Origin of the sequence: Paenibacillus sp. GM2 (genome assembly GCF_900069005.2) — a bacterium.
Classification (GTDB): Bacteria; Bacillota; Bacilli; order Paenibacillales; family Paenibacillaceae; genus Fontibacillus.
On the sequence record NZ_LN831272.1, the window covers coordinates 129,271 to 155,148 of the forward strand.

The 25,878-nt window shown below is 47.9% G+C and carries 27 protein-coding genes; 9 read left to right on the forward strand and 18 right to left on the reverse strand.

Translation table 11 applies throughout. The features are described 5' to 3' along the window. Positions 1-129: 129 nt before the first annotated feature. Positions 130-1,938: a M3 family oligoendopeptidase gene (locus BN1360_RS00720; protein ID WP_068778014.1), complete on the reverse strand. Its 1,809-nt coding sequence runs from the start codon at positions 1,936-1,938 to the stop codon at positions 130-132. A gap of 121 nt (positions 1,939-2,059) precedes the next feature. On the opposite strand from BN1360_RS00720, the gene BN1360_RS00725 reads away from it, so the two are divergent. Together BN1360_RS00725 and BN1360_RS00730 are read left to right on the forward strand one after the other, a co-directional pair. Further along, positions 2,060-2,233 (forward strand): YycC family protein, encoded by a 174-nt coding sequence (locus BN1360_RS00725; RefSeq protein WP_069188260.1) that lies wholly within the window; start codon positions 2,060-2,062, stop codon positions 2,231-2,233. Continuing rightward, positions 2,230-2,469: a hypothetical protein gene (locus tag BN1360_RS00730; protein WP_068778015.1), complete on the forward strand. Its 240-nt coding sequence runs from the start codon at positions 2,230-2,232 to the stop codon at positions 2,467-2,469. Before BN1360_RS00725 ends, BN1360_RS00730 begins: the two co-directional genes overlap by 4 nt. A 90-nt stretch (positions 2,470-2,559) precedes the next feature. On the opposite strand, the gene BN1360_RS00735 is transcribed toward BN1360_RS00730, so the two are convergent. Together BN1360_RS00735 and BN1360_RS00740 are read right to left on the reverse strand one after the other, a co-directional pair. Continuing rightward, a complete protein-coding gene (locus tag BN1360_RS00735) occupies positions 2,560-3,258 on the reverse strand; it encodes a DUF2225 domain-containing protein (RefSeq protein WP_068778016.1) in 699 nt (232 codons plus the stop codon). Between the two features lie 89 nt (positions 3,259-3,347). After that, complete coding sequence (locus BN1360_RS00740; protein WP_068778017.1) at positions 3,348-3,740, reverse strand: globin domain-containing protein; 393 nt, start codon at positions 3,738-3,740, stop codon at positions 3,348-3,350. Positions 3,741-4,123: 383 nt separating this feature from the next. Here BN1360_RS00740 and ylbJ point away from each other — a divergent pair, with 383 nt between their 5' ends. The 3 genes from ylbJ to BN1360_RS00755 all read left to right on the forward strand — a co-directional run bounded on the left by ylbJ (position 4,124) and on the right by BN1360_RS00755 (position 7,722). Then, a complete protein-coding gene (gene ylbJ / locus BN1360_RS00745; protein WP_068778018.1) occupies positions 4,124-5,371 on the forward strand; it encodes a sporulation integral membrane protein YlbJ in 1,248 nt (415 codons plus the stop codon). Positions 5,372-5,446: 75 nt separating this feature from the next. After that, entirely contained in the window at positions 5,447-6,253 is an 807-nt protein-coding gene (locus tag BN1360_RS00750) for an NAD kinase (protein WP_068778019.1), read from the forward strand. A gap of 26 nt (positions 6,254-6,279) precedes the next feature. Beyond that, entirely contained in the window at positions 6,280-7,722 is a 1,443-nt protein-coding gene (locus BN1360_RS00755) for a S41 family peptidase (RefSeq protein WP_068778020.1), read from the forward strand. A gap of 28 nt (positions 7,723-7,750) precedes the next feature. Here BN1360_RS00755 and BN1360_RS00760 read toward each other — a convergent pair whose 3' ends face one another. Together BN1360_RS00760 and lipA are read right to left on the reverse strand one after the other, a co-directional pair. Beyond that, on the reverse strand, positions 7,751-8,083 hold the full coding sequence (locus BN1360_RS00760) for a YutD family protein (RefSeq protein ID WP_068778021.1): 333 nt from the start codon (positions 8,081-8,083) through the stop codon (positions 7,751-7,753). Positions 8,084-8,106: 23 nt separating this feature from the next. Next, complete coding sequence (lipA, locus tag BN1360_RS00765) at positions 8,107-9,006, reverse strand: lipoyl synthase (protein WP_068778022.1); 900 nt, start codon at positions 9,004-9,006, stop codon at positions 8,107-8,109. A 380-nt stretch (positions 9,007-9,386) separates the two neighbouring features. Between lipA and BN1360_RS00770 the strand changes: the two genes are divergently transcribed. Then, positions 9,387-10,454 (forward strand): M23 family metallopeptidase, encoded by a 1,068-nt coding sequence (locus BN1360_RS00770; protein WP_068778023.1) that lies wholly within the window; start codon positions 9,387-9,389, stop codon positions 10,452-10,454. A 54-nt stretch (positions 10,455-10,508) separates the two neighbouring features. Here BN1360_RS00770 and yunB read toward each other — a convergent pair whose 3' ends face one another. Further along, the gene (gene yunB, locus BN1360_RS00775; RefSeq protein ID WP_420707862.1) at positions 10,509-11,258 is read right to left on the reverse strand and encodes a sporulation protein YunB; all 750 of its coding nucleotides are present in this window, start codon (positions 11,256-11,258) and stop codon (positions 10,509-10,511) included. A gap of 372 nt (positions 11,259-11,630) precedes the next feature. Here yunB and BN1360_RS00780 point away from each other — a divergent pair, with 372 nt between their 5' ends. After that, positions 11,631-12,644: a carbohydrate-binding protein gene (locus BN1360_RS00780; RefSeq protein ID WP_068778024.1), complete on the forward strand. Its 1,014-nt coding sequence runs from the start codon at positions 11,631-11,633 to the stop codon at positions 12,642-12,644. A 229-nt stretch (positions 12,645-12,873) separates the two neighbouring features. Here the strand turns inward: BN1360_RS00780 and BN1360_RS00785 are convergent, their stop codons facing one another. Next, positions 12,874-13,671 (reverse strand): TrmH family RNA methyltransferase, encoded by a 798-nt coding sequence (locus tag BN1360_RS00785; RefSeq protein ID WP_068778049.1) that lies wholly within the window; start codon positions 13,669-13,671, stop codon positions 12,874-12,876. 23 nt (positions 13,672-13,694) lie between these two features. Next, the gene (locus BN1360_RS00790) at positions 13,695-14,369 is read right to left on the reverse strand and encodes a potassium channel family protein (protein WP_148466492.1); all 675 of its coding nucleotides are present in this window, start codon (positions 14,367-14,369) and stop codon (positions 13,695-13,697) included. Positions 14,370-14,492: 123 nt separating this feature from the next. Here BN1360_RS00790 and sspI point away from each other — a divergent pair, with 123 nt between their 5' ends. Beyond that, the gene (sspI, locus tag BN1360_RS00795; protein ID WP_068778025.1) at positions 14,493-14,726 is read left to right on the forward strand and encodes a small acid-soluble spore protein SspI; all 234 of its coding nucleotides are present in this window, start codon (positions 14,493-14,495) and stop codon (positions 14,724-14,726) included. 99 nt (positions 14,727-14,825) lie between these two features. Here sspI and BN1360_RS00800 read toward each other — a convergent pair whose 3' ends face one another. From BN1360_RS00800 to BN1360_RS00845, 10 genes are all read right to left on the reverse strand, one after another. After that, complete coding sequence (locus BN1360_RS00800; RefSeq protein ID WP_068778026.1) at positions 14,826-16,409, reverse strand: peptide chain release factor 3; 1,584 nt, start codon at positions 16,407-16,409, stop codon at positions 14,826-14,828. A 172-nt stretch (positions 16,410-16,581) separates the two neighbouring features. Beyond that, on the reverse strand, positions 16,582-18,135 hold the full coding sequence (gene zwf / locus BN1360_RS00805; RefSeq protein ID WP_068778027.1) for a glucose-6-phosphate dehydrogenase: 1,554 nt from the start codon (positions 18,133-18,135) through the stop codon (positions 16,582-16,584). A gap of 209 nt (positions 18,136-18,344) precedes the next feature. Further along, on the reverse strand, positions 18,345-19,178 hold the full coding sequence (locus BN1360_RS00810; protein WP_068778028.1) for a hypothetical protein: 834 nt from the start codon (positions 19,176-19,178) through the stop codon (positions 18,345-18,347). Between the two features lie 176 nt (positions 19,179-19,354). After that, on the reverse strand, positions 19,355-20,017 hold the full coding sequence (locus tag BN1360_RS00815; RefSeq protein WP_068778029.1) for a response regulator transcription factor: 663 nt from the start codon (positions 20,015-20,017) through the stop codon (positions 19,355-19,357). Further along, positions 20,007-21,074, reverse strand: coding sequence for a sensor histidine kinase (locus tag BN1360_RS00820; protein WP_068778030.1), 1,068 nt, complete (start codon positions 21,072-21,074; stop codon positions 20,007-20,009). Before BN1360_RS00820 ends, BN1360_RS00815 begins: the two co-directional genes overlap by 11 nt. A 40-nt stretch (positions 21,075-21,114) precedes the next feature. Next, positions 21,115-21,765 carry a cell wall-active antibiotics response protein LiaF gene (liaF, locus tag BN1360_RS00825; protein ID WP_068778031.1) on the reverse strand — a complete coding sequence of 217 codons (651 nt, stop codon included), beginning with the start codon at positions 21,763-21,765 and terminating at the stop codon, positions 21,115-21,117. 105 nt (positions 21,766-21,870) lie between these two features. Beyond that, a complete protein-coding gene (locus BN1360_RS00830; RefSeq protein WP_068778032.1) occupies positions 21,871-22,572 on the reverse strand; it encodes a PspA/IM30 family protein in 702 nt (233 codons plus the stop codon). Position 22,573: 1 nt separating this feature from the next. Further along, positions 22,574-23,077 carry a PspC domain-containing protein gene (locus BN1360_RS00835; protein ID WP_068778033.1) on the reverse strand — a complete coding sequence of 168 codons (504 nt, stop codon included), beginning with the start codon at positions 23,075-23,077 and terminating at the stop codon, positions 22,574-22,576. A 5-nt stretch (positions 23,078-23,082) separates the two neighbouring features. Then, on the reverse strand, positions 23,083-23,745 hold the full coding sequence (locus tag BN1360_RS00840) for a PspA/IM30 family protein (RefSeq protein ID WP_068778034.1): 663 nt from the start codon (positions 23,743-23,745) through the stop codon (positions 23,083-23,085). 59 nt (positions 23,746-23,804) lie between these two features. Beyond that, a complete protein-coding gene (locus BN1360_RS00845) occupies positions 23,805-24,113 on the reverse strand; it encodes a hypothetical protein (protein WP_068778035.1) in 309 nt (102 codons plus the stop codon). Between the two features lie 424 nt (positions 24,114-24,537). Between BN1360_RS00845 and BN1360_RS00850 the strand changes: the two genes are divergently transcribed. Further along, positions 24,538-25,815, forward strand: a complete 1,278-nt coding sequence (locus BN1360_RS00850; RefSeq protein ID WP_068778036.1) for an ArsB/NhaD family transporter — start codon at positions 24,538-24,540, stop codon at positions 25,813-25,815. The last annotated feature ends 63 nt before the right edge of the window (positions 25,816-25,878 follow it).

The window sequence follows — 25,878 nt, forward strand, 5'->3', positions numbered from 1 at the left end:
GCTCATTTTTTCTCCGAATCGTTAAGGCATTTCCCTCCCTTCAACAAATAAAGTCAAAAAAACAGCCTTGGTTTCCCGGATTCAGGAACAAGGCTGTTAAGCAAATCAATCTAAGGATTGGATTTCCATTTATTTGGTTAAATTAAGAAACATTTGCGCATCCGCAACAGCAAGGGCCATCGCCTCGCGCCAAAAGTCAGGTTTCGTTAAATCTGCATTCAAATGTTTGGAGGCCAATTCTTCTACGGTCATCCGGCCTGTGTCACGAAGAATCGCATCATATTTCTCTGCAAAGCCCTCTCCTTCTTTCAGCGCGCGAGCATAAATCCCGGTGCTGAACATGTAGCCGAAGGTGTAAGGGAAGTTGTAGAACGGTACATCCGTAATGTAAAAATGCAGCTTGGATGTCCAGAAGAGCGGATGATATTTGCCAAGCACTCCATGAAAAGCTTCACGCTGTGCTTCCTCCATCAGAGCAGATAGTTCAGAAGCATCGAGCATACCAGACTTCCGCTTCTCATAGAAGCGGGTCTCAAACAGGAATCTGGCATGAATGTTCATGAAGAAGGACACGCTGTTTTGCACCTTCTCAGCGAGTAGGGCCAGCTTCTCTTCTTTGCTTTCCGCATTTTTCAGAAGCGCATCCGCCAAAATCATCTCAGCAAAGGTTGATGCCGTCTCGGCTACATTCATAGCGTAATCCTGATTGAATTGCGGCAGCTCTTCCATCAGATATTGATGGTACGCATGTCCCAGCTCATGAGCCAGAGTAGATACATTCGAGTAGTTACCGCCGAAGGTCATAAATATTCGCGTCTGTTTGCTAACTGGAAGTGAAGTACAGAAGCCCCCCGGACGCTTCCCTGGGCGATCTTCAGCTTCAATCCAGCTGCGATTAAATGCCTCCGCCGCAAAATCAGCCATCTTCGGACTGAATTTGCCAAATTGCTTCACAATATCTTCCGCCGCCGCTTGGTAGCTTATTTTTGTCTCTGACTTGGCAAGCGGTGCATCCACATCGCTCCAGCTAAGCTGCTCCACTCCAAGCATTTTAGCCTTACGTTCCAAATACGAGACAAAAATCGGTTTGTTCTCTTCGATCACCTGCCACATCATATCCAATGTCTCATTAGACATACGATTGATTTGCAGCGGCTCCTTCAACGCATCTTCCCAGCCGCGCTTCTCATACAGCTTCAGACGAAATCCGGCCAATCTGTTCAATGTGTCTGCACTATAATCAGCCACATCCCCCCAAGCCTTCTCCCATTCCACGAATGTTCTCTCACGAACCGAGCGATCGGAATCGCTTAGCTTATTCGCCGCCTGCCCAACGGAGAGCGTAGACTTCTTCCCTTCGTCATCCGTAAAATCAACACCAACCTTGGATACAATTGTATCGTAATGCTGGCCCCAGCCATGATACCCATCTACAGCCAAATCTGCAGCCAGACTTTCCAATTCCGGGGAAAGCTTCTCACGAGCGGAATCCCGCTTTTCATTCATAATAAAGGCGATTGGAGCGATCTCATCCCGAGCGATCCATTCCAGCCAAACCTGATCCTCTGTATCACGCAGCAAACTTTCGAACAAAGTCAGCACATTTTGCATTGCTGCTTTTAGAGAGGTCACTTTGCCCGTTAGCTGAACCGCCTTCTTATCGTGCTGATCCTGAGCCGTCAGACATTCGACAAAGGAACTGGCCTCGAGCACTCTGGCCTGCGCACTTTGCAGCCCCTCAATCGTCTGATCCAAAGCACGCGTCTCCTCTACATTTCTTGGTGCAGATGCTTGCTTCAATGCTGAATAAAGTTCAGTAAGACTGCGGCTCAATTCATCCAGGAATTTCGCAAATTCCGCTGAGGCAGATCCTCCAGGAAAGATGGAGTCCAGATTCCAAGTTTCTACAAGCTGATCATTTACAGATACCTGTTTCATCGATATATCATCCTTTCTTCTTCAACCTGTGTTGCAGGAATTGTGGAACTGATCCGAGTAAAAGTGTATAACTATAGGTATACGCTTATTCTAACATTCAAGACAGGAGGCATGTTCCACTATGAAACCATTGCAAATCTCGCCGGAGACGGCCGTGAAGCTGGCCGCGGAACTGAAAGTTCCCATCGAGCACCTGATGCATATGCCACAGCATATTCTGCTGCAGAAGCTCGCTGAATTAGCCAGCAAAAACAACGGGAGCAACCCTTCTGATGTTAAGGATGAACCAAAATGATTCCTTTTAATAAAGCCCTGCCTTATGACATCATTATGGGCGATGTTTATCTCCCGCAATGCCCTTTCTGCCATAGTGACAACGTTCTGCTTGCAAAATTTAAGCCGGACGACATCGTCCGCGTGAGGGAAGGCAAGAAGAAACTCCTGGTCTTCCCTTGCTGCGGCAATAAAATTACGGTGTTGGACAGCGACAACGATTACTTATTAACCGATACTATCGTACGCAAGGATTAAATAACCAACGGTTAATTAATATGCAAAAAAATAGGGGCTATTCTTATTCGGATTTGAGTGATCCAGGATCGAATCAGCCCCTATTTTCGGTTAATTTTGCATCTCCTCAGGCAATTCATGCCCATCATTCAACATTTCCTCACGCAATACTGCCCACTGTTCCCTTGAAGCCCGAATCATAGAGGCATCCATAATCTTCTTGTCATTAATCACTCTCGAGAACCACTTCACAGCATCATTATAATTGCCCGTGCGGCGATTCAATTCTCCGATCAGATACATCAGTCTGGCGTCATTGCCAAGATTGCTTTCCGTCTCAAATACACGTATGTAGGATTCCAATGAGTACTGTAAAAAACGCCGCTCCTGCTCACGATCTTCTCTATATCGATACAGCCATGCTATATGGTGCAGAAGACTTGCAATGATCCTCTCCTTCTCATTAATCGTCTGGGCGCATAGCAATCCAAGCTTGTATGTCTCAAGCGCCGTGCTCCAGTCCCGCTTGCCTCCATAATCCCGCTTAATGTAGCGCGTCTCGATTTCCTCATGATAACGGGCAGTCTGTCGTTCATTGAGACGTTCGGTTGAGTTTTCCGTAGAAGCAAATCCACAGAACGGGCACACCCGAACCACGTAATAATCCGGATTCTCATTGCGGTAATAGCCGCAAAAATCGGTATCCGTTTTTATCGCTCTTTTGAAGCTGGGGCGGACACGAGATGTCGTGAATTCATTCTCGCAATAGTTGCATGTCACTTTAATCGTAAAGAGAGGTTCTAGTTCCAAGCTGCATACTTCCTTTCCATCTCTCACTAAAAGTAGTTGTTTACAAAGTCCCCCTTTGAAAGAAAAACTGATCGGGGTTACTCCACAATTTAATCATTCATGCTGCTTTGTGTATTCACAAAATGATGCGCGGGGCCTGACAGACGCTGGATAACGATGGCTCGCAGCGGTTCATCCACCCCGACCTCCTCAAGCGCCGCACTCATGCATGCCAACCAGGCTTCAGCCCTCTCTGATGTAACAGGAAAGGCCATGTGGCGTGCCCGCATCATCGGATGACCATGCATATCGGAATAAAGAGATGGCCCCCCGAAGAACTGAGTCAGGAACATATACTGCTTCTCCATGACCGGGTTAATATCTGCAGGGAATAGCGGACCGATAAGCGGATCAACTACAACGCGCGGATAAAAAGCCTCGACTATACGTCTGATCGTCTCTGCCCCGCCAAGATTCTCGTAAATACTCAGATTGGGGTTCACCCTGCATTCATCTCCTATCTTCTTCTGTAGAGGTAACTCAATCGCACAAATAAAGGTTGTACTTAGATAAATTATACCAAAAAAAAATAAAAGCTCCTATCGGAGCTTATTACAAGTAGTAAATTTAGTTCGTTAGTAGCTACGCCAGTCCTCTTCACCAGGGTGGACAAGAGAGGCACGAATAACGTATACAAAGGCGCATACGAGAATACCGGCAACAAAACTCATATTCAACACCCCATCCAGAAATTAATTTATAGTTCTATTTTACCATATGAAAGCGAAAAAAACAGCACCTTATGTAATCGCTTTCTTGTTTTTTTGGTGATGTTTGTCCCTCCGGATTCATACACTGGACTATGACTCATGTGGAGGCGTTATCCATGAACAAAAGCTGGACAAGAGCGATTATTCCTCTATTAGCACTTATTCTCATCGTGTTGATGCTGATCTATCCTTCGGCCTCCTGGGAGGCAGGTGTACGCGGATTAGCTATTTGGTGGGACGTGCTGTTCCCGTCCCTGTTCCCCTTTTTTGTAATTTCCGAGCTGATGCTCGGTTTTGGCATTGTCCATTTTATAGGTAAACTGCTGGACCCTTTGATGCAGCCCTTATTTCGCATCCCTGGAACCGGCGGCTTTGTCGCCGCCATGAGCTTCGCCTCCGGTTATCCTGTCAGCGCCAAGCTCACCACCAAGCTGCGTAGACAGCTGCTGATCGGACGCGAAGAGGGGGAGCGGCTGGTCGCCTTCACTACGACCTCGGATCCGATCTTTCTGATCGGAGCTGTATCCGTCGGCTTCTTCGGCAATCCGAAGCTGGCCGGCGCTCTCGCCCTCGTTCATTACGGCAGCGCCATCCTTGTTGGCTTGATCATGAGATTCTACGGCACGAAGCAAAGTACCGATAAATCAGCGGCTTCCGCGAACAAGAAGTCAAGCGAAGCACGCTTTAGTATTCGGCTTGCTCTAAGGGCCATGCATGAAGCCCGACTTGTAGACGGACGAAGCCTGGGAGAACTGCTGCGCCAAGCGGTCACTTCGTCCCTTCAGCTCATGGTCGTCGTGGGCGGACTGGTCGTCTTTTTCTCCGTCATCCTCGAGGTGCTGACCGCCGCAAACGTAATGGGCTTCTTCTATAGCATGGTACATGGGCTGCTAGCTATCCTGCACCTGCCCCCTGAGTTGGCCCAAGCCTTTGTAGGCGGAACGTTCGAGGTCACGCTTGGGGCTAAAGCAGCTGCAGCCCCCGCCGATGTCCCATTTATGTTCAAGGCAGCTGCGGCCGCCTTCATTTTATCCTGGGGAGGTCTGTCGGTCCACGCACAGGTAGCCAGCATCTTGAATGATGCGGATCTGCGTTACCTTCCGTTCTTCTTCGCCAGGCTGATTCATGCTTTTCTGGCCGCAGCTCTTATGCTTCTGGCCTGGAAGCCATTAATGGGTGCAAGCCCCTCCTTCAAGCCGCTGGAGCAGCCTGAACAGCTGCTGCAACGATGGAACGAAGTGCCGAGCCTGTTTATCGTCTTCGTAAAAATTGTAGTAATACTGCTTATTTTATCTCTTTTGGCGCGAATCATTCAGCAGCTGCTGTCATCCCTGCCTTGGCAGAAAGAAAAGCGAAAAAAATGAAACGTTGTGTTATTTTTCATAATTGATTATGATCTTTACAGGTATTATAAAAGATTTGCAAAGGAGCCTTTCACCTTGAGATATTACGTTCTGGACCGCGGAGATCAACTATCCAGAGATCTTAGCAAGTCCTTTCACAAGCTGGCGGGGGAGCATGGATTGATACTGGATGCCGAATCCCCTGATATTGTTGTGTCTATTGGCGGGGACGGCACGATGCTCCATGCATTCCACTCCTTCATTAACCGCGTATCTTCCATCGCTTTTGTTGGAATACATACTGGCCATCTCGGCTTCTATGCCGACTGGAAAGCGGATGAAATCCCCGAACTCATCCTACTTATGAGCGGACAGAAAGACCGCCGGCAGTTGAATCCCAGAATCGTCCATTATCCCCTGCTGGAAGTGGAAGTGGTCAAGAAATCCGGTACCTCCTCGTTCATCTGCCTCAATGAATTTACTCTCAAAAGCGTGGATGGCGGTACGATCGTAGCCCAGGTTGACATTAACGACCAGATGTTCGAAATGTTCAGAGGGGACGGCATTTGCGTATCCACCCCTTCAGGAAGTACGGCTTACAATAAGAGCCTTGGGGGCGCCATGGTTCATCCTTCCATAGAAGCTATGCAGATTTCTGAGATTGCTTCGATCAACAACCGTGTATTCCGTACGATGGGCTCAGCGCTGGTGCTGCCTAAGCATCACCATTGTGATATATATTCACGCAAAGAACAAAATTTAATGCTTACCATTGATCATATCAATACGCCTGTGGAAGACCTTATTTCGGTTCGCTGTCAGGTTGCCAAGCAGAAGATCAGTTTTGTACGCTATCGTCCTTTTCCATTCTGGAATCGGGTACGCAATGCCTTTTTAGGTTAATCTTATTTTGCAAAGGATGGACAATAATGAAGTTGAACAAGTTAGGTAGGAGATTGCTCGTTCCGCTGCTGGTCCTGATGCTCACCCTCCCGCAGGCGGCCAGCGCCGCTGCCGAAAGCACGGAACAGACCAAGGATTCAGAGCTTGAGATTCTGCAAGAGGTACTCGATTATCTAGATGCTTACAATATCGAGGGGACACAAAGGCAGGAATTTATCGATAATGCAATACGCGGAATGATCTATACCCTTGATGATCCATACAGTGATTATCTAACTCCTGACGATATGGAGCAATTTGCCGGCAGCATCAACCAGGAATATATCGGCATCGGCATCACGCTTAGGTATGCTAAGGACAAGTTGTACATTACAGGTGTGCTGGACGGTTCTCCAGCCAAGAATACAGGTCTTAAACAAGGGGATATCATCACCAAAATTAACGGCGTTCCCGTTGCCGACATGGAGGATATCGACCTGAGCGGACAAGCAGGTACCGTCATCCGCATTACGATCAAGCGTGGATCTGACAGCCTTACTTTTCCCGTCAAGCGTACTGAATTTTCACTCACATCGGTAACAGGGAAGCTCATTCCGTCCAGCAAGATCGGCTATATTTCCATCGCTTCATTCTCGGAAAATGCGGATGAGGAGTTCGCCAAAGTATTAACTTCATTGCGCAATCAAGGCATGAAATCGATGGTGCTCGACCTGCGTGATAATCTGGGCGGCTATGTGGAATCCGCGCAAAATATCGCCAGCCAATTCATGAAGAACGGTACACTTATGTATACAGCCGATCAGAGCGGCAAGCTGGAGAAGGTAAATATCACGGACGGCAAAGACATTGGAATGCCGGTCACCATTCTGACGAATGAATGGACGGCCAGCGCCTCTGAGATTCTTACGGGCGCGCTGCATGATAATGGAATCGCCAAGGTCGTAGGTGCCCAAACCTATGGAAAAGCCCGGATCCAGAACGTCTTCCAATTATCCAATGGCGGTTACCTTAAGATGACCATTGAGCGTTACTTAACGCCAAATAAAGAAGACTTCAATTATATCGGCCTGAAGCCTGACATCGAGATTACAGGCCATCCTGTTGCTCAGCTCGTCACTGGACTGTATAAAGCTGGCCTGAAGCACATGGAGCTAAGCGGCAGCGCCTATTCATTGAAGGTGAATGGCGTTGAACTAAGCGGTTATATCGACACCGTTCAGAGCGGCAGCAAAGTCTACATACCGTCCAAAGTGCTCGCGGCGCTCGTCCAGGGCAACACGACTTGGAACAAAACGGCTCAGAAGCTGGTTGTCACCGAGCTAAGCGGCAAGAAGACAGGATTTACCCTAGCCTCCAAAAGTATCAAAATTATCGACGATGAATCCTATGTGGAATTGCATGATTTCAAGCAGAAATTCCCTGATTTGAAATGGAGCTTTCAACAAGGCATTATTCATTTATCTTATTAATAAATAACATAATAAAACGGCTGCCGAGTTACTCGGCAGCCGTTTTCTCTTCTTCTTGGACTGTTTTGTTGGAAGGTTCTTTTGGAGTATCTTTCATCTTCTGCAGAACAAAGTAGGCACATCCAAAATTGCAGTACTCGTTAATATACTCAGTAATGCTGGAATATGCAGTATCGCGTGTTGCCTTCGGATGATTGTCACGCAGGAAACCCTTCAAACGCAGCTTCTCATAGCCCCAATCGCCGATAATGTAATCATAACGATCCAACACTTCGCTGTATCTTTGCTTGAATGCTTCCTGATCCCAAGCATTCTTATGATTGTATATCAGTTCATACGTTCTGCCGCCAATGTGGATCATTGGCTTTCCCTCCTTAATCGCCCTTAAGACAACGCAGTCGCGCCATCTTTGTGGCTCTTCGCCGATTTAACCTGCTCATGCGCATGATAAGAACTGCGGACGAGCGGACCTGATTCAACGTGGCTGAAGCCGCGTTTCATGCCTTCTTCCTTCAGATCTGCGAATTGCTCAGGTGTATAGTATTTCTCAACACGGAGATGCTTCGGTGACGGCTGCAAATATTGGCCAATCGTCAGGATATCGCAATCTATCGCCCGCAAATCATCCATCGCTTGCAGAATTTCGTCCCATTCCTCGCCTACGCCAAGCATAATACTGGACTTTGTAGGGATGTCAGGCTGCATTTGCTTCGCTCTTTGCAGGAGCTCCAGGGAGCGACGATATTTTGCCTTAGCGCGAACACGATCGGACATGCGTTCTACCGTCTCGATATTATGATTCAAAATGTCAGGCTTCGCATTCATTACGATACGCAGGGAATCCTCATCCCCCATAAAGTCGGGAATCAATACTTCAACAGAGCAAAGAGGCAGGCGCTTGCGAATGGCAGCGACTGTTCCTGCAAAGATCGAAGCGCCCCCATCCTTCAGATCATCTCTGGCTACGCTTGTAACAACGCAATGGCGCAGATTCATATTTTCAGCAGCTTCAGCAACACGTTCCGGCTCTTGCAGATCCAGTTCGGTAGGCATTCCCGTATTTACAGCACAGAAGCGGCAAGCGCGTGTACAAATATCGCCCAGAATCATGAAAGTTGCTGTACGATTCGCCCAGCATTCATATATATTTGGACAACGTGCCTCTTCACAAACAGTATGTAAGGTTTTGGAACGCATCATTGTCTTGATGTCTTGATAGTTATCGCCGGTCGTCAGTTTAATTCTAATCCAGTCCGGTTTCGGTTCATTTGCGAGCTTCGACAAGATAGAAACCTTCCTTCTTTATAGGTTTGTATTGAAGAACATTGTAATCCCACAATGACATTTATTATACCATGAATCCACTGGGAATACCTACTTAATAAATTGGAATAAAAGCACAACATTTGATCCAACCTAAGTGTAGGCCTGCGTCTATCGACGATAAGCGTGTGCTCAAAAAAGCTACTTCCGATTCACTTTGTGTTAAATATCGGATTGATAAACTATCAGTGCAGCTGATGAAAAATTCGATATCGCGTGAAAACCGGCCTTTGTATCGCGGTTCCTTCTCGAATGACTTCGATCGGTTTTCTGATTCAATGCGAACTCGGACCTTTTTGAGCCACCTCTACAAACCTCTCACTAAGGAGGAGACGGATACCTTGAAGATAACCTTAACATCCCTATACAGCAAGACGATAAGCTGCCTTATCGCCGCTTCATTGGTGACGGTGCCTTGGTCTTTTCGTGAGTCCCCGGTCACTACAGCCCATGCCGCCAGTCCGGAGAAACCCGGGGCAGCCCAGACCAGCCTGAGTGTCTATGAGCTAAGACGGGACCTGTATGAGAAAATCGGCATTCAGACGCAAATTCCGTGGTATTGGCTTGCGGCTATCGATCAATATGAACGGACCATAACCCCGCGTTCCCGCAAAAAGGTGAAGTCGGAAGATCAAATCGATCGCTTAACAAGCATCCGATTTAAGGAAGGTATCTGGTCCGGGCCGATTAATCCCGATCCGACCGACAAAAATCTGACCACGATTGCCTTGTTCGGCGGAATTGGCAAGGATGCATCTGCGGATGGAGCCGCCGATCCAACGGATGATCATGACGCCATGTTCACGATGGCTTCTTATTTGATCAGTCTCGGTTATGAAGAAGAAGACTTTCAAATCGCTTTATGGCGTTATTATCAAAATGATTCTGCGGTGAAGCGCATTCGACAATTCGCCAAAATCTACAAAACGTTTGGACCAATCAATCCTACCGCCAGCGCGTTTCCGCTGCCAATCAAGAGCATCTACACCTATCGCGATACGTGGGGAGACCGGCGCGGCTGGGGTGGCCTGCGCACGCATGAAGGGACGGACCTGTTCGCCTCCTACGGCGTCCCGGTTCGGAGTGTATGTTATGGAATCATCGAGACCAAGGGATGGAATCCTTATGGCGGCTGGCGCATTGGCATTCGCGACCTGAATAATCGATATCATTACTACGCCCATCTACAAGGATATGAGAAGAAGATTGAGATCGGCGACATGGTCACGCCTGGCCAGGTCATCGGTTGGGTCGGCAGCAGCGGTTATGGTCCGCCGGGAACACAGGGGAGGTTCCCTCCTCATCTGCATTACGGGATTTACCGTGACACCGGCACTACAGAGTGGGCCTTCAATCCATACCCCCTGCTTAAGCAATGGGAAAAGGCCGAGCGTAGCCGCAGCAAATAAGCACCGGATTAGCGGAATAACTTATTAGCTACGGACTCGCATCAGCCTATTCTTTTAATGCTGTGACGATTGTGTCGTATCTTGCCCGTCCCCCTGCCCCTCTGTCGAGGGGACGGTTCCTTCTATAGGCGAGTTGCTGCCCTCCTGAGGCTGCTGCTCGCCTGTTTTAGGAGCCGGTATTGCAATATTGGGCGCTCCCGCCTGATTGCCTACGGGATTGCCTTTGCTATCGTAGTAATACATCGGGACATCGCCGACAACGAGCAAGTACGAAACGGGAATTTCGGTCTCGACCGATTGCGGCTCCATATCAAATGGAACGACAACCGCCAGCTCCGCTTTAACTCGCAAATACACCTCCACCAGAATCATATTAATCCCGGCATCCTGTTTACGGGTGCTCAAATCGACCTTCACGTCCCCTTGCGGCTCAATCTTAATCGGGATTCGCGGTCCAAATGAAGCGAGAATCGGACTGCCTAGCGCTTGCCCCAGCGGAATCGTCTCCGATAAATGCGATACTTCCTCCAATGTGTCACGCACCGTTGCGATCGTATCCGATGTAATCTTCATGTGGGAGGAATAGTTCAACATGAATCCGGACACCTTCCCATTGCCATCCATCTTCCAATCGATCAATCGGTCGACTTGATCCGTATTCGCTACCTGTGAAGTAATCGCTTCATTGATCGCCTCCGTGGCCATCTGTTTCACACGGATACTGGCCAAATGCATAATCGGGCCTTTCATATGCTTCTCTACATAATTATAGAACTGCAAAAATCCGAATATAGTGATCACCACGATGATTAGCCACAACCACCGCCTGGTCCCAGACTTTCTTCTTGGTCGTCTCCTCCGGCTACGCCAACCCCTTCTGAATCGCAGCATCTCTCACCCTCCCAGCCAGCAGGCAACTTCTAGAGGTTTGTTGCTCAAGCCCGCTCTTGAACACACACTTCTATACAAGTTATGCCGGACCTGGCCAAAAAAGAAGGACTGCCCTTCAAGCCCGCACCACTATTTCTAATTAATTTCAAACTGATTATTGATATAGAAATCTACAACTAAAACTGTTATTTTTACTCATAATTACCTTTATTAGACCGATATAATGTGATAAGTTGTAAAACTTCAAGTCGCCAGCTAACAAACCATTGATCAGGAGGTAAGAATATGAATCAAAAAAGGTTAAGTTTGTTTCTTAAGGTTTTATCTCTTTTAGTCATTTTAGCCGTGTTTATTTCTACAGCCTTTCCCCCCTTACAGGCAAGTGCTGCCAGTAGAGGGGCCTGGGCTCCCAACACAGCATACGCAGTAAATGATAACGTTACTTATAACGGAAGTACGTACACCTGCCTTCAGGCCCATACCTCTATCGTCGGCTGGGAACCCCCTGTCGTCCCTGCCTTATGGGCGCAAGGAGGAGGTGGAACTCCCCCAACAACTCCTCCACCTGCCAATGGAGTGACATTCTATGCCGATATCAATTACGGAGGAGCAGCCATAACCCTTGGAGTAGGCAATTATACGCTGTCTCAGCTGAACGCGGCAGGCATTCCGAATGACTGGATGTCCTCGCTCAAGGTCCCTAACGGCTGGACTGTTGAGGTGTATGAGCACAATGACTTTGGAGGAACAAAATGGACCTTTACCGCAAGTTCTTCCTGGGTCGGCAGCGAGATCAATGACAAGATGTCATCGGTTAAAATTTATATTGGTTCGCCATCTCCTTCAGTGACAAAACCTGGCGAGGTACCAAGTCATATTTGGTCATACGTGATGGATGTAGATAATGCATATGGTAAAGGCGGGGATTTTGCCTTGTTACTAAGTGCGGTGATCAAGAAGGAGAGCAGCTTTGGAGCCGGCTTGCCTGGCAGCCCATCCGGGGGTGACGGATTAATGCAGGTGGAACCTAATACTCGCGCAGCCTATTTATCTCAATTCAGTTCTAAGTTTGGTCATGCATATAATCATGGCAGTGAACTAGATCAGGTACGCCTGGGCGGACTCATCTTAAATGAAAAGATAGTAAGATTCGGCAGCATATATAATGGGCTATTACATTATAACGGAGGAGATAACTGGTATCCCGGAGCTACCGATTCTTATGGGCGCCCAATTCTCGCAGATCAATATGCCAATCAAGTGTACGCTACCTATAAGGGCTATGGCGGTAAGAACTAAGAAGAGCAGTTGCAGCTTATATATGTTGCGACATTAGAAAATACGTAAAAAAATAAACTGCACCCCCCATTGTTAGACAACATCTAAGGATTGGAGGTGCAGTTTTCATGACTAAATTTCTGCAGAGAAAAACCTAAAACCGAACATATGCTCAACAGGCGGCCTAAATAAATATCGTCTAACTTCCTAAGGGCATTTTAGGATTGGGCTGCCAAAGAACGGTTTTTTATTAGTTAAAATACCGCTGCCGCAGCCCTTCATACAACAGCACCGATGCGGCCATGGCCACATTAAGCGATTCCGCCTGGCCGCGCATCGGGATGATCAGTCCATCATCCATCAGCGCACGGACTTCTTCGCTCAGCCCGCCGCCTTCACTGCCGAACAGCAGCCAGACAGGGCCTGTGAAATCATATTCGTAGCAGTTCACCGCCGCCTGCAAACTAGTGCCGGCAAGACGAATGCCTCGTTCCTTGGCTTGCGGTAAAATTTCCGCTAACCGATCTCGCAAAATCGGCAGATGAAATAACGACCCCATCGTGGAACGAATCACCTTGGGACTGTAAATGTCAGCGCTCCCTGAGCCGACAATAACACCATCGGCTCCCACGGCATCCGCCGTACGAATAATTGTACCAACATTGCCGGGATCCTGGACTCCGTCGAGCACCACCACAAGGCTGCGATCCTTGTTCAGCAGCGACTTCATCTGCACCTGCTCATCCGGCTTGCGCAGAACGGCAAATACCGGCTGAGGCGTCTTCGTGTCGCTGCATTTGGCGATCACCGCCGCTGACACAGCGATCCAGCTCACATCAAGCCGCGCTGCCGCTGCCGAAGATATTTCCGCCGGAATGCCGTTCTCCTGCTCATAACAAATACACTCTATGTCCGCACCTGAACGAAGCGCCTCCTGCACTAAATGGATGCCTTCGATCAGGTATTTATGCTGCTTGTCCCGCTGCTTCTTCTCAAGCAGCAGGGCCCACTCTTTCACTCGGGCATTTTGCGGCGATAAAATTTCCATCATATTTATTTCATCCTAACCGATCAAGATTCTGCATAAGCCAGTTCCAGCTTCGTAAGATCATTCTTCTGCCCTACGATAATCAGAATATCGCCTTCCTCAAGACGGTCATCCGCTGTAGGTGAAATATTCATCTTCGTGCCCCGTTTGATCGCCATTACGTTACAGCCGAATTTGGCCCGAACGTCCAGTTCCTTCAGGTTCTGACCGAGCATGCCGGAAGTCGCCCGCATCTCGGCGATACTATATTCATCGGATAACTCAATATAGTCCAGAATATTAGGTGAAGTCAGATGATGCGCTACTCGAAGTCCCATATCTCTTTCCGGATATATGACTTTATCGGCTCCGATTTTGTTCAGCACTTTACCATGCAGCTCGTTCTGCGCTTTTACAACGATCAGCGGTCCCCCGAGATCCTTTAATATTAGAGTCGTGAGAATACTAGCCTGGATATCCTGGCCAATCGCCACAACTACGACATCAAAATTTCGGATACCGAGCGCTCGCAGCGCTTCTTCATCCGTAGAATCAGCGGATACCGCATGTGTTACAATATTGGATACAGCCTGGGTTCTTTGTTCATTCGCATCGATTGCAAGAACATCGAATCCCATGCCACTAAGAGCACTCGCGACACTAAGACCAAATCTTCCCATACCTATTACGGCAAATTGTTTCTTTTCTGTGCGTGCCACTATTTTCACCCCGAAATTTTGGATTCGATCTAGTATACCATATTCGATTCAAAACTTGAATTTATACAGGCCGGATCGGGAACATTAACCACTGGGCCTATACTATTTCAAGGAGGGTTCTCCATGTCAATTATGCTTGATCTGCGTCAGGCTGTCATTCACAAGGTACATGGCAAGGACAAGGAGGGGCTGCGCGAGATGATTGAGGGTTCCATCGACGCTCAGGAAGCAGCGCTGCCCGGGCTTGGTGTCATGTTCGAGATCATCTGGAAGAACATCGATCAGACCAAGCAGGATGAATTGCTCGCCATTCTCAATCAGCAGCTTGCTCAAATGGAAATAAAGCCTTTGAAATAAGATGGCTGCCCCATGTATAGAACAAGCCTTTACTAACCGAAATTCGGCCAAGTAAAGGCTTGTTTTATATAACGTTGTTGCAAGCTTTTTAAAGGTTGCTTACGGAGCAGTCTCCTGGAACTTCGCATCCGGATTTTTCTCCATCGCGGTACGCATCGCATATTCGTTCTCGAACAAGGCCACATAGTTGCCTTTCTTATCCGTTACAAGCGTTGAATTAATCCGGAATTTGGACGGGTCCACCTTCTCGGCAACGATCCAGCGTGCGAATTGGAATGGCATACGCTGTAATTGTACATCCACCCCATATTCATTTTTCATTCTGTACTCGAACACCTCGAACTGAAGCTGTCCGACGACGCCCAACAGCGTATCCTCAAACCCAACGGTTGTGAATACTTGGATCGTCCCCTCTTCGGTCAGCTGGTCAATCCCCTTCTGGTATTGCTTATGCTTCAACGCATTCTTTACAGTAACTTTGGCAAATATCTCTGGTGAGAAGGTCGGCATCTCATCAAAGACAACGCCCCCGCCCTGGCTTAACGAATCCCCAATACGGAAAATACCCGGGTCAAACAGACCGATAATATCGCCCGGATAAGCCTCGCTCACAATATCCCGGTCCTGAGCTAAAAATTGCTGTGGCTGAGAGAGCTTAATGTCCTTGCCGGTTCTCATTTGCTTCACCGACATACCTCGTTCGAATTTGCCGGATACAATACGCAAGAAGGCAATCCGGTCACGGTGAGCCGGGTTCATATTCGCCTGGATCTTGAATACATAACCCGAGAACTTCTCATTTGTAGGCTCAACGGATCCATCCGTGCTGCGACGCGGCTCAGGCTTAGGTGCCAGCTGCAGGAAATTCTCCAGGAAGGTCTGAACCCCAAAGTTATTTACCGCACTGCCGAAAAACACAGGAGTAAGCTGCCCATTCTTAACCTTCTCCAGATCAAATGGGTCTCCTGCTACATCAAGCAGCTCCAGGTCCTGGCATAGCTGATCATGCAAATATTCTCCAGCCATCTCACGGATGAGTGGATCATTGTAGCCTTCGACCTTCTTCACTTCAATATGATCGTGATCGTCTCCCTGGAACAGCTCCACCTGATTCTTCATCCGGTCGTATACACCGCACAGCTCGCGTCCGGAGCCGATAGGCCAGTTCATCGGTACAGAACGAATACCTAGAACCTGTTCAATTTCCTCCATCAGATCAAACGGACTGCGTCCTTCACGGTCCAGCTTATTAATAAATGTAAAGATCGGGATTCCCCGCTTGGCACAGACCTGGAACAACTTGATGGTCTGCGCCTCGACGCCTTTGGCCACGTCGATCAACATAACGGCGCTATCGGCAGCCGTTAATGTCCGATACGTATCCTCACTAAAATCCTGGTGACCGGGCGTATCCAGAATATTAATGCGGTGTCCTTTATAATCAAATTGCATCACGGAAGAGGTTACTGATATCCCCCGCTGCTTCTCAATCTCCATCCAGTCGCTCGTTGCATGCTTGCTTGCCTTACGCGCCTTAACCGAGCCGGCTAGACGGATCGCTCCTCCGAACAGCAGCAATTTCTCCGTTAAGGTCGTCTTCCCGGCATCCGGGTGGGAAATGATAGCAAACGTTCTGCGTTTGTCCACTTCCTGCTGCAGCTCTTGCTCCAATGCTTTGCTCATTCTCACTTTCCTCTCGCTTCACAAATTCATGCCTTTTATTTTAACATATTTTTTTACGCAAGTACGCATATTCCTTCACGGACATTTAGCAAAAAAAGACGCACCAAACTGTTTTTCGTTTGGCGCGACTCTCTATATAGCTTATTATCGTTAAATCCGGGATCAGATATACTTACTGCTTGATCCAGATTACATTGTCTTCTTCCTGTCCGTTCACCGGCCACCAGTGGAATCCATCCAAAGCAAGCAGCTCATCGGCCTGCTCAGGTCCCCATGATCCTGCAGGATACATTTGGATGTCAGACGGGTTCTGACCCCAAGCGGAAGCGATGCGATCCACGAAGGACCAAGCTGCAGCTACTTCATCCCAACGGGTAAAGTAAGTGGAATCGCCATTGGCCGCATCATAGATGAGGCGTTCATAAGCCTCAGGCGAGTTGATGCCTACCTGACAGCTCTGGCAGAATTCCATCGCGAATGGCTCGATCTTTGACTCTGACCCCGGCTTCTTGGCATTGATCTTAATATAAATGCCTTCCATCGGATTAACGCGGATGACGAGCAGATTCGGCTCAAGATTATGCTTCTGGCCCAAGTATACGTTCGTTGGCATTTGTTTGAATTCCACCACGACTTCCGTGGTCTTCACTGGCAGACGCTTGCCGGTACGAATATAAAACGGCACCCCAGCCCAGCGGAAGTTATCTACAAATACCTTAGCCGCAAAGTAAGTTTCTGTAGTGGATTCCGGATCTACTTTGTCCTCTTGACGATAGCCCGGCATCTCTTTGCCTTGGCTCTCTCCGGACTTGTATTGACCACGAACGACATGAGCCTTCACATCTTCTTCAGACTCATATGGACGCAATGAGCGAAGCACTTTAACCTTCTCATCGCGGATATCCTCTGGATACAGGCGGCTAGGCGCCTCCATAGCAATCATCGTCAGCATTTGCAGCATATGGTTCTGACCCATATCACGCAATGCCCCCGCATGATCGTAGTAGCCTCCGCGCTCTTCCACGCCGACCGTCTCACTCAGCGTAATTTGCACGTTGGCAATATGTTTATTGTTCCATAATGGCTCGAAGAAGGAATTCCCGAAGCGAATAACTTCGATATTCTGAACCATCTCTTTGCCGAGATAGTGGTCAATCCGGAAGATCTCCTCTTCCTTGAACACTTGGCTTAATTCTTCGTTCAGCTTCTGAGCAGAGCTCAGATCGTAGCCGAACGGCTTCTCGATCACCAGGCGATGCCAGCCTTCGCTGGCAAGCATGCCGCCCTTCTTCAGATTGAAGGATACGCTGCCGAACAATTCAGGAGCGAGCGCGAGATAGAACAAGCGGTTACCCGGTATATTGAAGCGGTCTTCCACGGATTCCGTTAAATCCCGCAATTCATGATACCCATCGATATTGTGAATATCCAGCGATTTATAAGAGAAATGCTCCGCAAACTTCGTCCAAGCCTCAAGGTCAGCCTCTTTGACTTTGTAACGGCAGAACTCTTGAATGGAACGATATAGATCGTCCCGAAATTCTTCATGAGTGCGTGGTCTCCGGGCAACGCCGATAACTGCAAAATCCTCAGCCAGCTTCCCTTCGCGATACAGCGAATAGATAGCAGGAAAGAGCTTACGACGCGCCAAGTCCCCAGTAGCACCAAAAATAAAAAATACCGCTCCCGGTGTCTGAAGTGATTCTAGATTTTGATTTTCAGTCATGGCTCCTCATTCTTTCTATATATTATAGTGTATATTTATACAATTCCTATCAATACCATCACCTTACAAGGCATGACTAGGTAGTGATGTAATTTTAGCACATTAACGCGAAGGTTGCCATCACATTCATATCAAAAATTGTTGGGTTTCCTGAAAATTCATCTAATATTAATCTAACATTAATTTTAAGTCCATCTTATACTTCGTTTTTAATATTCTACCGTAAGCAGCGGGGATCCAAAGGAGATTTCCTGCTCGCCGGTGTCCACATTATAATGCACTGCCATCTGAAGGGAGACATTGTAATCTCCGCTGCGGACAGATATCGGCAGTCCTCCAGCTTCATAGGAGCGGCTTATCGTCTGCGAGTCTTCATCAATATACTCTTCAGCTTTATGAAGCTTGAATGTGGACCCTGTCTGCTGTTCAATCTTATTCAATAACTTCTGAATCGAGTTGCCTGAATACTCAGGTGACTGAGCATCCATCCCCAGGCCTTTGGTAAAGCCGGAAGCTACGGAACCTTGCAGAGCCACATTCCAGTTCACATCGACCCCCTCATCCTGAAGCGAATGGCCATAAATGGTCTGCAATTCACGGAAAGCATCAGCATTCGCACGAGCATCCCCTTCCATGAGCAGGATGACATAATAGGAGGTCCCTCCCTCTTCGGGCATAACAGACAACTTTGAATAGACGCCGCTATTAGAACCCTGGGCGTTGTAAACGGTATGGCCTTGGACCTCATTCTCCTCCGGTATGGACAATCCAAGCCTGGCGGTTAGCGCATAAGCAGCCTCGCCAGGCTCAAGCAGCGAATTCCATGTTCCCTGCCATTTCACAGTGGCCTGCAGCTTTCCCTCCGATGAATTCTGTGCCAGTGCAAGTACGCTCTTCCATTGTTGATCCGCCGCATCCACTTTATTCACCTTGCTTTCATCCCGTCCAGCAAAGCCAATTATCATTATAATAAGTGCAAAACCAATCATAAAGAAGCCAAAACGCTTCAAAATATCAAGTCCTGCTCGTTCTCTTCCCGGCATCTTAAATCCCCCGATTCTGGAATCTACTAATCTATAAATCTAGGATTCCCTGCCAGAAAAGATTTATACTCGCATAAGCTGTTCTATGTATCACTCTTTTATACAGATTGTCCCTCAAACCAAAAAGACCCGGCTATATGCCAGGTCCTTGTTCACAAGGATACAGATGGTTTTATTTATTCTGCAAGCCCATTCTTGTAGGCATAGATTGCCGCCTGAGTGCGGTCATCTACACCGAGCTTGGCCAAAATATTCGTAACATGGAATTTGACCGTCTTCACACCAATGATCAGATCATCGGCAATTTCCTGATTGGACTTGCCCTGTGCCAGAAGCCGGAGCACATCCATCTCCCGATCCGTAAGATCTTCATGGGCAGGCGTCTCCGCCTTCGGTTGTCTCAGCCGGTTCATCATCTTAGAGGCCACCTGCGATTCCAACACAGACTGCCCTCTGGCGGCTGCCCGGATCGCTTCGGCAATCTCCGAAGCGCGCGACGTCTTCAGCAAATAGCTGAAGGCTCCCGCTTCAATAACAGGGTACATCTTCTCATCATCCAGATAACTCGTCAGCACGATGACTTTGCAGTCCGGATACAATTTCAGCAGTTGTCTTGTTGCTTCAATTCCATCCATCCCCTCCATCACAAGATCCATCAGAACCACATCGGGCTTATATTCCTGAGCGAGACGGATACCTTCTTCCCCGCTGCTTGCTTCTCCGACAACTTCGATTCCATCTTCGGTTCCCAGCACGGCGGCCAGCCCGATCCGCACCATCTCATGGTCATCGACTAGCAGTACCTTGATGTCTCTTTCATTGTCTATCTCATTCTCCATGCTGCTGATCCTCCCCGTTCTCTTCGTTCATTAACGGAATTGTGATTTCTATACGAGTACCTTTGCCCGGAGCGGTGATAATCTGGATTGAACCTCCAACCTCAAGCACCCGCTCCTGCATAGTTGATAAGCCGTAAGAGGCTTGCTTCTTGTCATCGAGCTGAAAGCCCGCCCCATTATCCCTTAATGTGACCTTGACGACATCCCCCCGCCGATGGATACGAATTTCCATCTTGTCGGCCTTGGCATGGCGCATCGTATTCGACATTGCTTCCTGAATAATGCGGAACAGATGATTTTCGATCCCTTTCCCGAGATTAAGCCCTTCGTCCATCTCCAGCATCAGCTCAATCGGCACTTTCGCTTTCAGCTCGCTAACGAGCTCCAGCAAGCCCTGAGACAATTGCTTGCCCTCTAGATATACCGGACGCAGATGCAGCAGCAATGCCCGCATCTCGGACTGGGCTACGGAAGCCATCTCCTCAATCAGCTCCACCTGACGCCTGGCTTTTTCGAAATCCCTATCCATGGTCCGTCCTACTGCCGTAGCGGTCATAGATATGGCGAATAACTGCTGAGAGACTGCGTCATGAAGCTCACGAGCCAGACGCTGGCGCTCCTCGACGATCGCTGATACACGGGCTTGCTCGGCAAGCTGCGCATTATGGGTCGAGAGACGCTGCAAGGAGGATACCTGCTCCTCCCAGCGCTTGCCGATTCGTACAAGCTGCTCGCCCAACTGTCCGATCTCATCCTCACCTAACTCCGGAACGGTCCCGGTCTGGTTCCCCTTCTCCCATTGCAGCAGCGCATTGCGCATCGTATCTACTTTTTTCTTATACTTGTAGCCTTGCCAGAAGCCGTATACCGAACCCAGGCTGATCAATAGCGTCAGCAGAGTAAGCCCTGCCATAATCGCTTTCTTCCAGGAATCGGTCAGTTGGAAATAACCATATGTATACAGAACATATAGAATGACCGCTAATAAAATAAAACAGAAGAGGATCCCTCCGCGCATACTGCGTGAGACCATACTGACAGGCTTTTTTCTCTTCATGCGGCGTAGATCCTCTCTTTCGAAATTTAATGCAACCTCTTTAAGATAGACGTATATCAATATCTCCTATAATGTAGGAAATCATTATTTTCACTTTTTGTTCACAGACATCATAGTTCGGCGATCTCCAGTTCACCCGATTAAATATACCTGTGCGACGCTCCTGTCCCAATTCGATTTGTCCGAACAGTACAAAAGCTTCGATCTCGATTCCATATCCCTCAAACAAGCTCATATCAATGTCCCCAACAACCCCTTGGAACATCAATACGTTATGAGAACCTTCCACAATGGCCAGCGACAGATCAATATCCAATTCGCCAAGAATATGCCACATGCTTGTATTTTGTAATACCCAGGGATCACGATCCCAATGGACGGAAGAAGTGATATTCTGTCTTTGCGTATAGCTGCCATGCGGCTGAACCTTACGTACCTTCGCATAATAAAGACCAAGTGAGATCATCAGGATGGCAACGACCAGCATGAAATTGTTGAGCAGGATCAAACCGACACCAATGGCAAGCAGGATATATCCTGTTTTCGTTTCTTCTCCTTGACGGACCTTATAGATGCCGTATCCCAATAAGAAGAGCGCAACAATGGTAAAGAAGCTTAGCCCTTTCCCGAATATCATCATGACGCCGAGCACAATCAATCCCGCGGCTAAGAGTCTTTTTCGCTTATCCATGTCGCACCTCCTGCCGTTCTAAGAGTTGGAAAAGCCATAAGGTATATTCTACCGTATGGCTTCACCACGTCTAGCATAACATATTGTCCATAAGACTTGTAGCTATTATTCAGCGCTATCCTTACCCGCTGGGGTTGTGTTGAGTTTAGCTTTCAAGGCTTCCAATTGAGCATCTACCTTCAATTGCTTCTCAGCATCTGCAGGATTTACATAAGTCGAGGATGGATCTCTGCGGTATACTACGCCAGCGACTTCAGCTTCTGCTTCCAACTGCATGATCTTCTCTTCCATACGTTGGAAACCAAGCGATGCGCCGCCGCTGTCGATCGAATGCAAGCTGCTGACCTGTGACATTTGCTTTCTTGCTTTAGCCATTTGAGCACGGCTTACAAGCTCATTGCGTTTGTTGCGCAGCTTGTAGAACTCATCCTTCATTTCATGAAGCTGTTCTTTCAATTCAGCAGCGTGCGCTTCAGAGCTGGCATGCAGTTGGCTGAATTCCACTTGCTTCTGATCATAATGAAGCTTCTCTTCCAGCAATCTGCGGGCAACTTCCTCTTGACCATTCTTCAGGGCAGCTTCCGCTTGAGCTTCTCTCTGTGCAGAGATGCGTACAGCTTCTTCCAAGCGCTGTTTCATTCTGCGTTCATCAGCCATTTGCTTGGCTACTGTCACCTCAGCATCACGGATTTCCTTCTCCATGTCACGCAAATACTGATTCAACATGACAATTGGATCTTCCACCTTATCGAGCATATCGTTAACCGACGCCTTTGTGATATCCTTAATTCTTTTAAAAACTCCCATTTTACAAATCTCCCTTCTCATATTTGGAGACCTTCTTGCGAAGCTCCTCGATTTCTTTTTTCATTGCCTTCATCTCAATGTCTTCCATCATGGAGTCCAGATCCGAATTGCCGCGGTTCGCGGAGTTCACTCCTGGACCGCTGAACTGTCCGGATGGACCGTTATAAAAGTTGCCGCCGTTAGGCCGGCAATTCCCGCCAAAGCTGCCTCCATACCCTCCTGGGCCGCCTGGTGCTCCTCCACCCGGACCGCCGAAGCCGCCGTTGCCGTAACCACCACGCTGCTGCCACCCGCCGTTAAAATACGGGTCATGAGGAATATAAGGTTCTTTCGATATGACCAGGGAAGCAATCAGATAGATCATGATCGTCGTCCCGCCCGTAAAGAATACACTGAAGATCATTATTACTCTAAGTAGAGCAGGACTTATTCCAAATTTTTCACCTAATCCGCCAAGCAGACCGGTGAACCATCTGTCACGTCTTGAGCGGTACAATCTATCCATACGTCTCACTCCTCTCCCTTGTCTTGCAGCTTCTGCTTCAGACGGGAGAGCTCTTCATCCAGCGTAGAGTTCGCTTGGCTTACGAAATCTTGTCCTGTCTTGCGGAGTTCGCGAAGACTGCGGGCTTCCCATTCCATATCGGACACCCGATCCTCCAAGCGATTGAACATCTTGGGCACATCCTGTGTTCCGAAGCCATTCATCCGCTGATTCATGCGCTGCTGCAAGCGAAGTGTTTCCATTCTTGCAAAATAATATTGTCTCTTGCTATAGACTACCTGATATTCGGTCTTTAATTCATTCAACTGACTCTCAAGATCTTGCAGGGACTGCCGGCTTTGTTCATACAGGTCGGCGTACTGGGTAATTTTCTCTTCATACAGCATCTTCTCCTGCAATGCGAGCTTAGCCAGATGTTCCTCCTCAGCCTTGAGGGCAAGCAGCGCTTGTTCTTCGCGTTTATCGCGCATCACTTTAGCTTGATCAACCTGCTGCTTCAATTGTTTGGTGTGGCCGGCATATTGATAATGCAATTTCTCTGCCTCAGCTATCTCCTGGCGAGTCTCAATCAGAAACTGATCGATCAATCTGACCGGATCCTGTGACTCCTCCAACCATTCATTCAAATTCGCTAATGTAATATCCCGCACTCTACGAAACACGCTCATGGCTTTCCATCCCTCCTATACGATCGGTCATTCGTTCGTAAGTAAATTCGTTATTCATATCAATATCCATGGTTCCCTCTAAGTAAGGAGACACCGTAGATGATAATACCGATACCGATTGCCGGTACGATCAACCAGGCTAATTTAGAGATCAAGGACAGGATCCCGAAGAACAGGACGATCCATCCAAAAAATGCATTTCCACGGCGGATTCCATAATACCCTAGTGCAATCATCGCTACTGCGAACAATATTCCGAACAAGCCGCCAAGCACACTTCCCAGAAGCGGAGACAACTTGCCGAGCAGGATCAAAGCGCCCAGAGCAATAAGTATTACCGCAAAACCATTTGACCGGTTGGTTCTCATTTCATATTCACCGCCTTTCAAATTGATTAACCTTATGTCTATATTGTAGGTGGAATCAAGCTTTCTCAAAACGGACCGCGGACGGTTCTTTATACTAGACCTAAGTCGGGGACTCAATCAGACCTTAGAGAGGCAGCTCAACAAGCTCGCTTTGGATCGCGGGGAACGCACAGTTATGAATTCACAGTCTCCAACATGATTCGAAATTCTGCAAATTCCATATTTACATCCAAAACGATTTATAATAGAATAAACAGCAGTGCAATTTGCACAAAGGATTCATTACAACTTAAGACGACAGTTAACGGAGGAGCCTGCCATGTTGCGGGCTCTTTTTTTGTCTTTGAAATCCATTCTCTGGATAATACATCCTTCATGTGGAAAAATAACGGCAATCCTATCTGTCATCGTTTAGGAGGAAAATATGGAACATCAAGCTATATGGGCCATCGGTATATTCTTGCTCACCTATGCGCTCATCATTTCAGAGAAGGTTCACCGTACCGTAATCGCCATGATCGGCGCCGCACTTATGCTCATTCTCGGTATTATTAATCAGGATATGGCGATTCATCACATCGATTTCAATACACTTGGGCTATTGATCGGCATGATGATTATCGTCAATACGATGGCCGAGACAGGGCTTTTCAATTATATAGGAATCTGGACGGCCAAAAAGGCTAAGGGCAAACCCGTAATGATACTGTGCTTATTAATGATTATAACAGCCGTGGGCTCTGCTTTTCTTGATAATGTCACGACTATCATTCTTATGGTACCGATCGCCTTCAGCATGACCCGCAAGCTCGAGATTAGGGCATTCCCTTATGTGTTCTCGATGATTATTGCATCCAATATCGGGGGAACAGCGACCTTAATCGGTGACCCGCCTAATATTATGATCGGAAGCGCAGCTAAAGAATTGACGTTTATTTCCTTCATAATGAATCTTACACCGGTAGTCATCTTTATCATGGCCGCCACGATTCCATTAATTACTGTTATTTTCAAGAAGGGGATGACGACCTCTGAGGAGAACCGCAAAGCTATCATGAATATGAAGCTGGACGACCTCATTACGGATTCCAGGCTCATGATAAAATCACTAATTGTCCTGGGCCTGACCTTATTAGGTTTCTTCTTGCATCAGAGCTTGCATCTTGAGTCAGCAACAGTAGCCTTAACCGGTGCTTTTCTGCTCCTGCTTCTAACCGGAGAACAGGTCATGGAAAGAGCGTTCCAGTCTGTGGAATGGCCGACGATCTTCTTCTTCATTGGGTTATTTGTGCTTGTTGGCGGGCTGGTTGAGACGGGAACCATCAAGCTGCTTGCAGAGCGTACCGTAAATCTGACAGGTGGAGATCCGCTGCTTAGCTCTATGTTAATTCTGTGGCTCAGCGCGATCGCTTCCGCTTTTCTCGACAATATTCCATTTGTAGCCACGATGATCCCGATGATTCAGGATATGGGCAACATGGGGATTTCCAATCTTGAACCATTATGGTGGAGTCTTTCGCTGGGAGCATGCCTTGGCGGCAACGGCTCACTAATCGGGGCCAGCGCTAACTTGATCGCAGCCGGAATGTCAGCCAAAGAGCATGAGCCCATCAGCTTTATGAAGTTCTTGAAGTACGGTTTTCCGTTTATGCTGTTGTCAATCGTGATATCGAGCGTTTACATCCTGCTGAGGTATTTTTAGCTACTCTTTTCTTTTGTGATATCAGGCGTTTTATGCTATCTTTAAAGTACCTAGCTATCAAAA

Coding starts and splice junctions, on each gene's coding strand:
- BN1360_RS00850 (WP_068778036.1), top strand. CDS start 24,538: ATGGAACATCAAGCTATATGGGCCATCGGTATATTCTTGCTCACCTAT.
- BN1360_RS00730 (WP_068778015.1), top strand. CDS start 2,230: ATGATTCCTTTTAATAAAGCCCTGCCTTATGACATCATTATGGGCGAT.
- BN1360_RS00755 (WP_068778020.1), top strand. CDS start 6,280: ATGAAGTTGAACAAGTTAGGTAGGAGATTGCTCGTTCCGCTGCTGGTC.
- ylbJ (WP_068778018.1), top strand. CDS start 4,124: ATGAACAAAAGCTGGACAAGAGCGATTATTCCTCTATTAGCACTTATT.
- BN1360_RS00840 (WP_068778034.1), bottom strand. CDS start 23,745: ATGAGCGTGTTTCGTAGAGTGCGGGATATTACATTAGCGAATTTGAAT.
- zwf (WP_068778027.1), bottom strand. CDS start 18,135: ATGACTGAAAATCAAAATCTAGAATCACTTCAGACACCGGGAGCGGTA.
- BN1360_RS00830 (WP_068778032.1), bottom strand. CDS start 22,572: ATGGGAGTTTTTAAAAGAATTAAGGATATCACAAAGGCGTCGGTTAAC.
- BN1360_RS00720 (WP_068778014.1), bottom strand. CDS start 1,938: ATGAAACAGGTATCTGTAAATGATCAGCTTGTAGAAACTTGGAATCTG.
- BN1360_RS00785 (WP_068778049.1), bottom strand. CDS start 13,671: ATGGAAATTTTATCGCCGCAAAATGCCCGAGTGAAAGAGTGGGCCCTG.
- BN1360_RS00835 (WP_068778033.1), bottom strand. CDS start 23,077: ATGGATAGATTGTACCGCTCAAGACGTGACAGATGGTTCACCGGTCTG.
- BN1360_RS00845 (WP_068778035.1), bottom strand. CDS start 24,113: ATGAGAACCAACCGGTCAAATGGTTTTGCGGTAATACTTATTGCTCTG.
- BN1360_RS00815 (WP_068778029.1), bottom strand. CDS start 20,017: ATGGAGAATGAGATAGACAATGAAAGAGACATCAAGGTACTGCTAGTC.
- sspI (WP_068778025.1), top strand. CDS start 14,493: ATGTCAATTATGCTTGATCTGCGTCAGGCTGTCATTCACAAGGTACAT.
- BN1360_RS00725 (WP_069188260.1), top strand. CDS start 2,060: ATGAAACCATTGCAAATCTCGCCGGAGACGGCCGTGAAGCTGGCCGCG.
- liaF (WP_068778031.1), bottom strand. CDS start 21,765: ATGGATAAGCGAAAAAGACTCTTAGCCGCGGGATTGATTGTGCTCGGC.
- BN1360_RS00800 (WP_068778026.1), bottom strand. CDS start 16,409: ATGAGCAAAGCATTGGAGCAAGAGCTGCAGCAGGAAGTGGACAAACGC.
- BN1360_RS00810 (WP_068778028.1), bottom strand. CDS start 19,178: ATGCCGGGAAGAGAACGAGCAGGACTTGATATTTTGAAGCGTTTTGGC.
- BN1360_RS00820 (WP_068778030.1), bottom strand. CDS start 21,074: ATGAAGAGAAAAAAGCCTGTCAGTATGGTCTCACGCAGTATGCGCGGA.
- BN1360_RS00780 (WP_068778024.1), top strand. CDS start 11,631: ATGAATCAAAAAAGGTTAAGTTTGTTTCTTAAGGTTTTATCTCTTTTA.
- BN1360_RS00760 (WP_068778021.1), bottom strand. CDS start 8,083: ATGATCCACATTGGCGGCAGAACGTATGAACTGATATACAATCATAAG.